The 13,183-nt window shown below is 61.9% G+C and carries 13 protein-coding genes; 9 read left to right on the top strand and 4 right to left on the bottom strand.

Annotation, left to right across the window (positions count from 1 at the left end):
- Window positions 1–6 precede the first annotated feature (6 nt).
- Window positions 7–360 (top strand): RidA family protein, encoded by a 354-nt coding sequence (locus tag DBP26_RS12040; protein ID WP_108238289.1) that lies wholly within the window; start codon window positions 7–9, stop codon window positions 358–360.
- 100 nt (window positions 361–460) lie between these two features.
- Here the strand turns inward: DBP26_RS12040 and DBP26_RS12035 are convergent, their stop codons facing one another.
- Complete coding sequence (locus tag DBP26_RS12035; protein ID WP_108238290.1) at window positions 461–715, bottom strand: hypothetical protein; 255 nt, start codon at window positions 713–715, stop codon at window positions 461–463.
- Between the two features lie 125 nt (window positions 716–840).
- Between DBP26_RS12035 and DBP26_RS12030 the strand changes: the two genes are divergently transcribed.
- From DBP26_RS12030 to DBP26_RS12010, 5 genes are all read left to right on the top strand, one after another.
- Window positions 841–1,281: a DUF1810 domain-containing protein gene (locus DBP26_RS12030; RefSeq protein WP_108238291.1), complete on the top strand. Its 441-nt coding sequence runs from the start codon at window positions 841–843 to the stop codon at window positions 1,279–1,281.
- A 148-nt stretch (window positions 1,282–1,429) separates the two neighbouring features.
- Complete coding sequence (locus tag DBP26_RS12025) at window positions 1,430–1,954, top strand: (2Fe-2S)-binding protein (protein ID WP_108238292.1); 525 nt, start codon at window positions 1,430–1,432, stop codon at window positions 1,952–1,954.
- Window positions 1,951–2,940, top strand: coding sequence for a xanthine dehydrogenase family protein subunit M (locus tag DBP26_RS12020; protein ID WP_108238293.1), 990 nt, complete (start codon window positions 1,951–1,953; stop codon window positions 2,938–2,940). The genes DBP26_RS12025 and DBP26_RS12020 overlap by 4 nt, the downstream gene beginning before the upstream one ends.
- Window positions 2,937–5,138: a xanthine dehydrogenase family protein molybdopterin-binding subunit gene (locus tag DBP26_RS12015; protein WP_108238294.1), complete on the top strand. Its 2,202-nt coding sequence runs from the start codon at window positions 2,937–2,939 to the stop codon at window positions 5,136–5,138. Before DBP26_RS12020 ends, DBP26_RS12015 begins: the two co-directional genes overlap by 4 nt.
- Before the next feature lie 186 nt (window positions 5,139–5,324).
- Window positions 5,325–7,907: an EAL domain-containing protein gene (locus DBP26_RS12010; RefSeq protein ID WP_108238295.1), complete on the top strand. Its 2,583-nt coding sequence runs from the start codon at window positions 5,325–5,327 to the stop codon at window positions 7,905–7,907.
- Between the two features lie 80 nt (window positions 7,908–7,987).
- Here the strand turns inward: DBP26_RS12010 and DBP26_RS12005 are convergent, their stop codons facing one another.
- Entirely contained in the window at window positions 7,988–8,581 is a 594-nt protein-coding gene (locus DBP26_RS12005; RefSeq protein ID WP_218565082.1) for a TetR/AcrR family transcriptional regulator, read from the bottom strand.
- Between the two features lie 70 nt (window positions 8,582–8,651).
- Between DBP26_RS12005 and bdcA the strand changes: the two genes are divergently transcribed.
- From bdcA to DBP26_RS27265, 3 genes are all read left to right on the top strand, one after another.
- A complete protein-coding gene (gene bdcA / locus DBP26_RS12000; RefSeq protein WP_108238297.1) occupies window positions 8,652–9,365 on the top strand; it encodes an SDR family oxidoreductase in 714 nt (237 codons plus the stop codon).
- 330 nt (window positions 9,366–9,695) lie between these two features.
- Complete coding sequence (locus DBP26_RS11995; RefSeq protein WP_108238298.1) at window positions 9,696–10,682, top strand: ribonuclease Z; 987 nt, start codon at window positions 9,696–9,698, stop codon at window positions 10,680–10,682.
- Between the two features lie 72 nt (window positions 10,683–10,754).
- On the top strand, window positions 10,755–10,883 hold the full coding sequence (locus tag DBP26_RS27265) for a hypothetical protein (protein ID WP_256600512.1): 129 nt from the start codon (window positions 10,755–10,757) through the stop codon (window positions 10,881–10,883).
- 80 nt (window positions 10,884–10,963) lie between these two features.
- Here the strand turns inward: DBP26_RS27265 and DBP26_RS11990 are convergent, their stop codons facing one another.
- Entirely contained in the window at window positions 10,964–12,250 is a 1,287-nt protein-coding gene (locus tag DBP26_RS11990) for a citrate:proton symporter (protein ID WP_108238299.1), read from the bottom strand.
- Between the two features lie 103 nt (window positions 12,251–12,353).
- Window positions 12,354–13,183, bottom strand: an 830-nt coding sequence (locus DBP26_RS11985; RefSeq protein ID WP_108238300.1) for an SMP-30/gluconolactonase/LRE family protein, incomplete at its 5' end; no start/stop codon positions are given.

Below are 13,183 nucleotides of genomic sequence, written 5' to 3'. Positions count from 1 at the left end.
GTTCACATGCTGGAAATTACCCGCGTCGAGACCAACCAACGCATGAGCCGTGTCGTGCAATGCAACGGCTTCACATTCGTCGGCGGCCAGACGGCCAACGATCGCAGCCTCGATATCAAAGGGCAAACGGCCCAAGTGCTCGAAAAGATCGATGGCTACCTGGCCAAGGTCGGTCTGGACAAGACCCGTATTCTCAGTGCCCAGGTCTGGCTTTCGGACATTCAGGCCAACTTCGCCGGCATGAATGAAGTCTGGGACGCCTGGGCGCCGGAAGGCCAGGCACCTGCCCGGGCCACGGTGGAGTCACGGCTGGCGGCACCTGAATTGCTGGTCGAGATCACCGTCATCGCGGCAGGCTGAAAGGTTGCAGGGGGCGAATGGTCCAGCCCCGCGTGTCCGCCCGTCGACGGGTTGCAGAAACAAGGTTTTTGCGCCTGTCGATGGGTCAAGGGACGCCTGATTAACTGTTCACTTCATCGCCCGGAGATTGGGGAATGACCCGGATATGGGTCAGCCCCAGCACCGCTGCCTGGCCCAGGATTTCGTCTGGGGTCGCATCGGCATTGGGCATCACCAGGCTGTTTTCAGCATCCCCAAAGTGAAGTTCCAACAGATGCATCGCGGCTTCGTGAGGTGCCAGTCGTGGCGCCTTCAGCTCAAGTCGATGATTGTGTGGAATACCGTTACAGTCGTATTCGAGGGTGTAGGTGTACATGGCGAAGTCCTCGGTAAGTGTCAGCGTGAGTGATCATCCTGACCTGCTGGTCAGCTTTTGGTTCGCCCAAACTGCTCTTCCGAAGCCAGACCTTTTGTGCGGCCCCCCTTCGCTTGAGGTGAATCATGCACGATCCATTCGAACTCACCCGCTTCGTCGACGCCCAGCAGCCCGTCTTCGACCGGGTCATGGTCGAGCTGCACGCAGGGCGCAAGACCAGCCACTGGATGTGGTTCATCTTTCCTCAATTACAGGGCTTGGGCCGCAGCGAAATCGCGCAACGGTTTTCGATTTCCGGCGCCGATGAAGCTCAGGCATACCTGCGTCACCCTTGCCTGGGGCCGCGCCTTGAGCGCTGTGTCAAAGCGCTGCTTGAGCACCGCGACAGGACCGCACGACAGATATTGGGAGCGCCGGACGACCTCAAGCTTCACTCCAGCCTGACCTTGTTCGCCTGGGTCAGCGACGAAGCGCCTCTGTACAAACAGGCCCTCGACCAGTTTTTTGCAGGCAAGCCCGACGATAAAACCCTGGCCATGCTCGGGCAGCCGTTCCGCTCCCGCTGATCGGGCGCTCAGGTCGATCAGCCAACCCGGAAAATGGACAGAAACGGGCTCGCTTGTCCAAATCGCTGAACGTTTCAGAGAACCTCCAAGTCGTACCAGCAAGATGCAGCTCACTGCGCACATTGTCTGATTACCGTGAGGTCACCCCATGAACGCCAATGCTCCCCGTCCCATCGAGCGACATACCCTTTCGTTTACCCTGAACGGCGATTCGAAGCAGTTGAACATTCCGCCATGGCTGACGCTGCTCGACGTGCTCAGGGACGAGTTGAATCTGACCGGCACGAAAAAAGGCTGTGACCACGGCCAATGCGGCGCCTGTACGGTGCTGCGGGATGGCAAGCGGGTCAACGCTTGCCTGACCTTGGCAGTGATGTGCGACGGTGCCGAAATCACCACGGTGGAAGGGCTCGCGACGGGCGACGAGTTGCACCCCATGCAGCGGGCCTTCATCAAACACGACGCTTTTCAATGTGGCTATTGCACCCCGGGTCAGCTGTGCTCGGCCGTGGGGCTGGCCCGTGAGGGGCGCGGCACTGATCGTGACCAGATCAAAGAATTGATGAGCGGCAACCTGTGTCGCTGTGGCGCCTACAGCAACATCATCGCCGCCGTCGAGGAAGGCTTGATGGCGAGCCGTGACGAGCAAGTCGAAGGAGGGACACAGCCATGATGCCTTTCAGCTATTCACGGCCGCAGAATGTCAGTGAGGCCGTCAAGCTGGCCGATGCCAGCAGCCGATACATCGCGGGCGGGACCAACCTCGTCGACCTGATGAAAGAGAACGTCGTTCGCCCAGAGCGGTTGATCGACATCACTGGGCTGGACCTGAACGAGGTCGAGCCGCTTCCCGACGGTGGGCTCAGAATTGGCGCACTGGTCAGCAATGCGGATCTGGCGTGGCACCCGTTGATCGAACAGCGCTATCCGCTGTTGTCCAAGGCGATTCTCGCCGGAGCATCTGCACAGCTTCGGAACATGGCTAGCACCGGCGGCAACCTGCTGCAACGCACTCGCTGCTACTACTTCTACGACACCGGCACGCCCTGCAACAAGCGGGAGCCGGGCAGCGGTTGTCCGGCGCGTTCGGGGCTCAATCGTATTCACGCAATCCTGGGGGCCAGCGATGCGTGTGTCGCCACTCACCCGTCCGACATGTGCGTGGCGCTTGCCGCGCTGGAAGCGGTGGTGCATGTGCAAGGCAAGGCCGGTGAGCGGCGCATCGAGTTCGCCGACTTCCACCGTCTGCCTGCAGATGCGCCGCAGCGTGACAATCAGTTGGCGGACGATGAACTGGTGACCCACATCGAATTGCCTGCGCCGCGGTTCGACGCCCATTACCAATACCTGAAAATCCGCGACCGTGCGTCCTATGCCTTTGCGCTGGTGTCGGTGGCAGCGGGGCTGGAGCTCAAGGGCGACGTCATCAGCGACGCCAGGCTTGCATTAGGGGGCGTTGCCCACAAACCCTGGCGCGACAAAGCCGTGGAAGCGCTGCTCATCGGCAAGCCGGTCTCCCATGAAACCTTTACGGCCGCGGCCGACCTGCTGCTGCGCGACGCACAGCCGCTGACCCACAACGCGTTCAAGATCAAGCTGGCCCATCGCGCAGTGATCAGGGCCCTGAGCGACGCAGCCATTGGAGGACATGCCGGATGAATACTTTCAAGGCGGTGACAGGCCAACCGATGGATCGGGTCGACGGCGTGGCCAAGGTCACGGGTCAAGCTCGCTATGCCGGCGAGTACCCTGAACAGGGCCTGCTGTATGGCAGCGTGGTGTCCAGCACCATCGCCAGCGGCCGTGTGGTTCAGATCGACACCGACGAGGCGCTGAGCGTGCCAGGTGTGCTGCTGGTGCTGGACCATCGCAATCGGCCGCGGCTTTCCAGTTACGACGATGACTACAGCGACGCCGACTCGGCGGAGGGTTCGCCCTTTCGCCCGCTGTACAACGACCGCGTGCTCTACAGCGGCCAGCCCTTGGCGTTGGTGGTGGCGCAGACGCAGGAAATCGCCCGGTACGCCGGATCACTGGTGCATATCCGCTATGAGGAGGACGCCCACCAGACCGATCTGGGCGCAGCGTTGGACGCGTCCCATGAGGCGCCGGCCGAAACGCCAGAACCGCGTGGCGACTTCGCGCAGGGTTACGCCGAGTCGGCCACTCAAGTGGATGTCACCTACACCACCCCGGTCGAGCACCATAACCCGATGGAACCTCACGCCTCGACGGTGTTTTACCGGCCGGACGGCAGCTTGGAGATTCACGACAAGACCCAAGGCACGCAAAATTGCCAGGACTACCTGCATAAGATCTTTGACGTGCCCAAGGACAAGATCCGAATCCTCGCGGCATTTGTCGGCGGGGCTTTCGGTTCCGGCTTGCGTCCGCAGTACCAGTTACCGCTGGCCGTCATGGCAGCGCTGACCCTCAAACGCTCAGTGCGCGTGACCTTGACCCGGCAGCAAATGTTCACCTTTGGCTACCGGCCGCGCACGTCCCAGCGGTTGCGTTTGGGCGCGGACGGTGAGGGCCGACTGCTTGCCATCGGGCACGACGCTATTGGCCAGACGTCGCGCTTCGAGGATTTCACCGAACACCTCGTCGAGTGGAGTGGCATGCTCTACCGCTGTGACAACGTTGCGTTGAGCTACCGACTGGTGCCGCTGGACGTCTACACCCCATTGGACATGCGTGCGCCGGGGGCGGCGTCAGGGGTGATTGCGCTGGAAGGTGCGTTGGACGAATTGGCGTGTGCGGCGGGTATTGACCCGGTGGCGCTGCGACGCATCAATTTCGCCGACAGCAACGGTAATGAAGGCAAGCCGTATTCGAGCAAGGCGTTGTTGGAGTGCTACGACCAAGGCGCCGAGCGTTTTGGCTGGAGCAAACGCAACCCGGTGCCGCGCAGCATGCGCGAAGGCAAGGAACTGGTCGGGTGGGGCATGGCCGGTGGCGTGTGGGAAGCGATGCAGATGAAGGCCAGTGCGAAGGCCAGCATCGACGCTTCCGGCAAGCTGACCGTCAGCAGTGCCACCACCGATATCGGCACTGGCACCTACACCGTCATGACGCAGATTGCCGCTGACGCGGTGGGTGTCCTGCCTTCCGACGTGACGTTCCTGCTGGGCGACTCTTCATTGCCCACCGCGCCATTGCAAGGCGGGTCGTTTACGGTCTCGTCGGTCGGTTCGGCTGTCAGGCAAGCTTGTCTCATCCTGCGCACCCAAATACTGGAAGCGTTGCGCAAGTCCCATCCGGACGTTGCCGATGTGCCTGTGGAAAGGGTTCGTTTCGGTGACGGGCACGTGCTGGTTGAGGATCGGCGATTCTCCATTGCCGAGGTGGTTGCCGGATGCGAAGGCGCTGCATTGCAAGCGCAGGTCGACGCTGAGCCCAGCGCCAAACGCAGCAGTTTCTCCACGGCGACCCATTCGGCGGTGTTCGTCGAGGTCCGGGTGGACGAAGCCCTGGGCACGGTCAGGGTCAGCCGGGTGGTCAGTGCGGTAGCGGCCGGTCGAGTCATCAACCCGAAAACCGCCCGCAGCCAATTGCTCGGCGGGGTGGTGTGGGGACTGGGCATGGCGCTCCAGGAGGAGACGCTGACGGACCACGGCTTGGGGCGTTTCATGAACCACAGCCTGGCGGAATACCACGTGCCGGTTCACGCTGACATCGGCGACATCGACGCATTCTTCGTCGAGGAACACGACGATGTGGTCAATGAATTGGGCTCCAAAGGCGTCGGGGAGATCGGCATCGTCGGCGTCGCAGCGGCGGTGTCCAATGCGGTCTATCACGCCACCGGCAAGCGCGTGCGTGACTTCCCCATCACCCTCGACAAACTCCTCTGATTGAACAGCGGGACGCGCCGTAGCCCGCTCTGATCTCAACGTTCGCCTGGGTTCTCCAGGCGAACGTCGTTTTGTCTGCCCCGCTCCCGGCCTCGGCCCGCTTTGCGCGTCATGGCTCAAATACCCCGTCGCCCGGCCGATACCCTGACATTACCCTTTCGCGCGCCTGCCCAGTGATGTCACCCCATGCCTGATAATGCCCCTCCTGCCCCCGAACCGGTGCGCCGCTCCAGCGTGTCGGTCATCCGTGCCTCACTGTTCAAATTTGTCGGTTTGCTGACCGTGGTGTTTTTTCTCGCGGGTTATCTGCTTTTGTACCTGGCACATGACCTCAATCGCACAGAGGAGTCCGAGAGCGCCTTCTACACCCAGAAAGCGATGCAAGCGCTGGAAAAGTCCATCGGTACTGTCGTCAAGGATTACGCATTCTGGGGCGATACTTACAAGCACCTGCACCTTTCCATCGATACGGATTGGGCTTTCGTGCGGCAGAACCTGGGGCCGACCCTTTATACCGACTACGGCTATCAGGGCATATTTGTCGTCGACGCAGCGGACCGCACCGCCTATTCGGTAGTCGATGGCGAAATGAAGGCTACCGATGCTTCGCTTTGGCTCAAGGAGGCGTTGCCTGACCTCTTGGCTCAGGCCCGGGCCGGTGCAGAAACGGAAACGCCCACGACACGCTACGTTGGCATCGACGGACGCCCCGCGGTGGTGGCGGCTGCCGCGATCACCCCCGGCACGGACCCGACGGTGACGGCCGATGACGGGTTGGCGTCGGTATTGATCTTTGTCGAAGTCCTCGAAGACCCCCGGCTGGAAACGCTGGGCAAGGATTACGGTGTCGATGCACTGCGCCTCGCGACCCCTGACGAGGTCAGCGGCCGCTCCGTTCTGGCACTAGGCGAGAACGGAACGGCGGGCAGCTTGCACTGGGAACCGCCCAAACCCGGCGAACGGCTGCTGAGCATGGGCTTGCCCTTGATCGGTATCGCCGCGTTGCTGGTGTGCCTGATGGCTTGGGCCATCTTGCGCCGAACCACCGTCAGTGCCCGCGCGCTCGATGCCAGTTACGACTCTCTGCAGCGCAGTCAATCGGCGCTGGCAATCAGCGAAGCGCGCTTTCGCGACGTCGTCGAAGCCAGTTCCGATTGGGTCTGGGAGATAGACCGGCAGGGGCGATTCACCTATTTGTCCGAGCGGTTCGAGGGGGTTATGGGCCTGTCCAGGCAAGACTGGCTCGGCGCCCCGATGGACCAATTGCTGTGCACCGAGCTGGGAACGGTGACGCAATGGCTGAGCCTTCCCAATCGTCGCCCGGACATCAGCGTCCAGTGCCGGGGCGTCGATCCCGCGGGGCAGCAGCGGATCACGCGCCTGTCGGCCCGCGCCATGTCTGACCTGGGCTTCCGCGGCACCGCAACCGATGTCACCGAAGAAGTCGAATCGCGTCGGCGCATCGAGTTTCTGTCCCAGCACGATGCCCTGACAGGGCTGCCCAACAGGACGCGACTCAGGGAATACCTCGACGGCAAGCTCAAGAGTCAGCCAACGGTCGAGCGGCCGCTGGTCATGCTCAGCCTGGACCTGGATCGTTTCAAACCGGTCAATGACCTGCTGGGCCATGCCGCGGGTGACGCCGTGCTTCACGAAATCTCCAGCCGTCTGGCCCAGCGAGTGCGCCATGGAGATCTGGTAGCACGGATCGGAGGGGATGAGTTTGTGCTGATCCTGAGCGACTTGAAGGGCCAGGAGGAGGTGGAAAGCTTGTGCCAGCGCCTGATCGAGTCCATCGAGAGCCCGATTCAGGTTGGCGAGCAGGAAGTGTTCGTCAGTGCCAGCATCGGCATTGCCATGGCACCCGCTGACGCCAGCGAGGCGACCGAGCTGTTGCGTTACGCCGACATTGCGCTGTACGAGGCCAAGTCCGGAGGCCGTAATACGTGGCGGTTCTACGCAGGCGACATGAACTCGAAAATCGTCGAACGCCGCCGCCTGGAAAGTGACCTGCGCTTCGCGATCAAGCATGGCGAACTGCGCTTGCATTTTCAGCCGCGCTTCCGCATCGCTGACGGGAAAATGGTCGGGGCTGAGGCCTTGGTGCGCTGGCAGCATCCGGAGCGGGGATTGATTTCCCCCGACACCTTCATTCCTATTGCCGAAGAGTCCGGCTTGATTCTTGCGCTGAGCAACTGGGTCATGGAGAGCGCTTTTCGATATGCCGCCCGTTGGCCCGAGCCCCTGTTCGTATCGGTCAACCTTTCGACCACCGAATTCAAACGCGGCCATCTGGTGGAGCGCGTGCAACAGGCGCTACAGCTCTCGGGCATCGAACCCGGTCGCGTGGAGCTCGAAATCACCGAAAGCGTCATGCTGGAAGATGCGCAGGGTGCGTTGGACATCATGCGGACCCTGAAACGCCTGGGCATTCGCATCGCCATGGACGATTTCGGGACCGGCTATTCCTCACTGAGTTACCTGCGCACATTCCCGTTCGACGGCTTGAAGATCGACCGCAGTTTCCTCTCGCGACTGGGCGCGACCGAGGATGACCGTGCGGTGATCGAGGCGATCGTCGGGTTGGGTCACGCCTTGTCGCTCACCGTCACCGCCGAAGGCATCGAAACCCAGGAGCACCTGGCGTTGCTCAAGTCGGTGCTCTGCGACGAAGGCCAAGGCTATTTCCTCAGCCGACCCCTGGACGTCGAAGGCTTCAGCGCTCTGGTTCGCGTCACCGAGGGCATCGCAGGCACCGAGCCGCTCTGATGCCGGCGTGTGGCGTGCCATCAAATGGTCGGAAGCCCAGCGCGGGCATGCTGATCCATCGCTGCGCGCCCGACGCATGTTCAGCCTGGGATGATGTGCCCAAGCGCCAGGCTGGCGATCTGCGCGGTCGCCAGTAGACGCGCCAGGCTCTGTCCATGGCGGGCGCTGGCAGAAAGCCCGGCCATGGTGGTGGCGACGAAGTCCGTGACGCGGTCGGCTTCTTCGGGGAACTGCTGGGCGATGCGCTCGCGAATGAAGGCGAGTGCCGAGACATGAAAACCGCAGGCGGCTTCGCGCGCTTCCGGATCGATGCAATGTGTCCCTTGAAGTACCAGGCAGCCGGCGGCCGTGGAATCAGCGGCATAGCCGCGGGCGGCCTCCTCCAGAAGCAGCCCGAGCGATACCGCCAATGGTCGATCGGCGCCGAGAATCTCCGACAGCGGTAGCGCACCGGTCAGTGCGTAACGGTCCAGAACCCGCTCGTATAACTTCGCCTTGCTGCCGAAAGCCGCATAAAAGCTGGGCGGGTTGATGCCCAGCGCCTGGGTCAGGTCGGCGACGCTGACCGCATCGTACCCCATGGCATGGAACAGACGCTGCGCAGTGACGATGGCGTCGTCCGGGTCGAAGCGCCTGGGACGTCCGCGAGCGCGAGGATTATTTGTAGTCGACATTACATAATTCCTTGACAGCTGAAATATTGATAATTGTATCATCCCCTACATTAATCAGGAGGTGAGAAACATGTCAGCGTTCAAAGGCAAGTCAGTGTTGGTTCTGGGTGGCAGCCGGGGAATCGGGGCGGCCATCGTGCGGCGTTTCGTCGAAGAAGGCGCCAATGTGGTGTTTACCTACTCGGGTTCTCCGGAGGCGGCGCATCGGCTGGCCTCCGAAACCGGCAGCAAGGCCTACGTCGCAGACAGCGCTGACCGCGATGCAGTCATCGCTCGGGTCCGGGACAGCGGTCCGCTGGACGTGCTGGTCGTCAATTCCGGCATCGCCATCTTTGGCGATGCGCTGGAACAGGACCCAGATGCCATTGACCGGCTGCTGCGCATCAACGTCCATGCGCCGTATCACGCGTCGGTCGAAGCAGCGCGGAGCATGCCCGACGGTGGGCGGATCATCGTGATCGGATCGGTGAATGGAGATCGCATGCCCATCCCCGGCATGGCGTCCTATGCAGTGAGCAAATCAGCCTTGCAAGGGTTGGCACGAGGGCTGGCGCGGGACTTCGGCCCACGGGGTATCACAATCAACATCGTGCAACCGGGGCCCATCGACACCGATGCAAACCCCGCTGACGGCCCGATGAAAGACCTGATGCACAGCTTCATGGCAATCAAACGGCATGGCCGCCCCGAAGAGGTTGCCGGGATGGTCGCCTGGTTGGCCGGCCCCGAAGCCAGCTTCGTCACGGGCGCCATGCACACGATCGACGGTGCCTTTGGCGCCTGACTCATCCACCCGGCACACTGTGCGCACGACATCTTTGGCGCCTTGGCACCGCGAAAACGCAGGGCTCGGGCTCACCCGCGAGGCATTGAGTACGCGGGACGGGTCATGCCGTGGCAGCTTGGTTTGAGGGCGCGGGGCGTGCCGCCAACGAACAAGCGGCAAACGTTTTGATTCATCCCTGCAACACCGATGGAATTGCCGTCAACCCCACGCGGTCTATTCGCAGTAAGCCAACTGCGAGCAGGCCGCGGCGTCAGGAGGTGCCTGAGAGGGTGCGCCACGCTTCGCCGCGCTCTGCTCGCCCAATCAGCATCGTACAAGGGGAAGAACGTGGACTTGCTCTTTCTGGGAACCAGCGCGGGCGTGCCGACCCGTGTGCGAAACGTCAGCGGTACAGCGGTCATCGAATCGACGGGCAAGAATTGGTGCCTGGTCGATTGCGGCGAGGCCACCCAGCACCGCTTGCTGCGCACGTCGCTATCGCTCAATTCGCTGCGCGGGATCTTCATCACGCATGTCCATGGCGATCATTGCTTTGGCCTCCACGGCCTGCTGACCACCGCCAGCATGTCGGGGCGCACCGAGGCGCTGGATGTGGTGTTGCCGCAGGCGCTGCACGACTGGGTGCGTCAAGGGCTCGACGTCACGGGCTCGCATCTGGGTTTCGAACTTCGCTTGCAAGCGGCGGAGACCTTCGAAGGCTGCCAGGCGGGTAACCTCCAGGTGACCGCGGTGGCGCTGTCTCACCGGGTCCCGTGCCATGGCTATGTCTTCGATGAGGTCAACCACGGCGTACGCCTGGACACACAGCGCTTGGAAAATGAGGCCGTTCCACGCGGCGAGCTGTGGGGAGAGCTCGCCCATGGTCGTGATGTCGAGCATGAAGGGCGGACATTGTTCGCCAAGGATTACGCCCAGGATACCTCACCCGCACGTCGCGTCATCGTGTGTGGAGATAATGACACCCCTGAGTTGCTCGAGGATGTGGCGCAGGGCGCTGACGTGCTCGTGCACGAGGCCACCTTCACTGAAGCCTTGGCCAGGGGGCGAGAAAACTACGGGCACAGCACCGCGGCCTCCGTGGCACGCTTCGCCGAAGAGGCCGGGGTCAAGAACCTGGTCTTGACGCACTTCAGCGCACGCTATCAGGACAACCCAGACCGCAGCCCCTCGATCGAGGACATCCATGCCGAAGCGCAGCAGCGTTTCAATGGCGAGCTCATTCTGGCCCGGGACCTCAGGCGTTATCACCTGGCACGGGAGGGGAGGCTCACGTGGCTTCCGGATTCCGTTCGCACCACGCCCAACGACGTCTAGACGATTTGACCCCACGAGCCCCGATGAACAGCGTTCGGCGGGGAACTTCGAATGTGTAACGGAGGATTGATCATGCAGCCCGAAACCGAAGGCCTGGAAGAGCAGGGCCCGAGCCGTGTCCCTTTCATCAACGACCCCGAAAAGCCCACCTCGAAATCGACCAATGAAAACGATGAGCCGGTCGATGACAGCGAGGAATAGGCGGGATACGCCAGGCAGAGCCGCTGCTTTATTTTTCGGCATGAGGAAGCGCGAATCGTGCTTCCCTTGCCGTGAGCGACTCAGTTGATCAGGGTAATCGAGCCGAGAAGGATCGCGGTGACCAGCATCACGAAGACAGTACCGATTGTCCACTTCAGCGATACTCGCTGGTTGTCGCCGTAGTCGATATCGAGCAGACCGCACAGCAGGTAGGTCGAGGCGACCAGTGGGCTGAGCAGGTGCACCGGTTGGCCGATCAGCGAGGCGATGGCCATCTCGTGAGGGCCGATGCCATAGTGCGCAGCCGTTTCGGCCAGGATCGGCAGCACGCCGAAGTAGAACGCGTCATTGGTCAGCACGTAGGTGAACGGCATGCTCAAGAGCGCAGTGATCACAGACATGTAATGGCCTGCCTCCTGCGGCAGGAGGGTGATCAGGTTGTCCGAAATCGCTTTGATCATGCCTGTGCCGCCCATGATGCCGACGAAGATACCGGCCGCGAAGATCAACAGCGTCACGGCCATGACATTGTCGGCGTGGCGGGCAATGACTTCCTTCTGCTGTTTGAGGCTGGGAAAGTTCACCAGGCAAGCCAGACCGAACGCCACCATGAACAGGATCGGCAAAGGCATCAGGCTGACCATCATGCAACTGATCAGCGCCAAGGTGAGGATCACGTTGAACAGAAAGCGCGGGTCGTTCAGGCGGATATGGGCATAGCCCTTCAGCACTTCATCCTCGCTGACGCTGATGATGCCCAGGCGACGATATTCCATGCGACCGAGCCACCAGGCGGCGAAAAGCACCCACACGCCTCCGGCGATCATGACCGGCACCATCTCCAGGAAAAGCTCCGTAATGTCCACATGCATTGCGCTGGCCGCGCGCGAGAAGGGGCCCGCCCACGGCAGGATGTTCATCACACCGATAGCCATCAACAAGACGGTGGCCATCACTTGCAGACGCAACCCGGTCAGGCGGTACAGCGGCAGGAAAGCGGCCGTGGCGATGATGTACGTCGTGGCGCCGTCACCGTCCAGGCCCACGCACAAACCCAGTACCGCAGTGCCCACCACGATCTTGCGCGGGTCTCCTTTGACCAGGCGCAACAGCACTTTGATCAGCGGATTGAACAGCCCTGCATCCGTCATCATGCAGAAGTACAAGATGGCAAACGTCAGCATGATGCCGGTGGGAGCGAGCATCTTCACGCCGTCGTACATCATGGTGCCGAGCTGGGGGGCGAAGCCGGCCAGGCTACCGAAGACGATCGGCACCAGCAGGAGTGCAACCAGGGGTGAAAGGCGCTTGCTCATGATGAGGTACATGAAGCTGGCGATCATGGCGTAGCTGAGGAAGATCAGCATGGTTTTCCCTTTTCTTGGTCTTGTCGGGCGGACGCAGGTGTCGGTTTTGTCAGGGCGAACGAAGCCTGTGTGTCACGCACACCAGCGTCGGGTGTCCTGGGGGTCAGCTGTGGGAGTACATCGGTCGCCCGGCATGGGGCAGATCGGCGACGAGCACCGTGCTGGTGGATGAATCCGTGATGAACAGTTGCCGGCCGTCCTGGCCGCCAAATGCCAGGTTGGTCAGGGTGCGGCCCTCCGTGCAGGAGCGGATGCGGTACAGCGGCACGCCATGGGGGTCGAACACCCACACGCAGGCATTACCGGCATCACACACGTAGAGATTGCCTTCGGCATCGAGGGCCATGCCGTCGGCGCCGCTGACGCCACCGGCCATTGCGACGAAAATGCCGACCTTGCTGGTTCCGCCATCCTTCTGGATCGGTAACCGCCAGACCGCGTTGCCACGCGTCATGGCCACGAATAAGGCGTGCTGCGACAGGTCCATCACCAGCCCGTTGGGGCTTGGCCCATTGTCGATCAAGCGTGTCAGGGTTTCGCTGCCAAAGTCGTAGGCGTAAACGCGGCCGGTGGGGTCTTGCTGGCCGGTCTGGCCTTGGTCGGTGAAATACAGTGTGCCGTCCGCAGCGAAGAACAGGTCATTCACCCCTTTGAAGCCCTCGCTGCGACAGTGCGTCAGAAACGGGCGCACTTCATTGCGATGGGGGTCGAGCAGCAGGATGCCGTGCTTGTAATCGGCAATGAAAATCCGCCCGTCCCGGTGAATCTTCAGGCCGTTGGGCCAGCCGTCGTATTCGATGACGAGGGACCAGTGACCCTGCGGATCAATCCGGAAAATCCGTCCATACGGAATGTCCGTCACATAGAGGTTGCCCTGGAGGTCGAAGGACGGTCCTTCCAGGAAACTCTTTACGCGTTGTCCGGGTTTGTTGG

Origin of the sequence: Pseudomonas sp. RIT409, assembly GCF_003052515.2 — a bacterium.
Classification (GTDB): domain Bacteria; phylum Pseudomonadota; class Gammaproteobacteria; order Pseudomonadales; family Pseudomonadaceae; genus Aquipseudomonas.
Note: the sequence above shows the minus strand (reverse complement) of the source record. Positions and strands in the feature narration are given on the sequence as shown.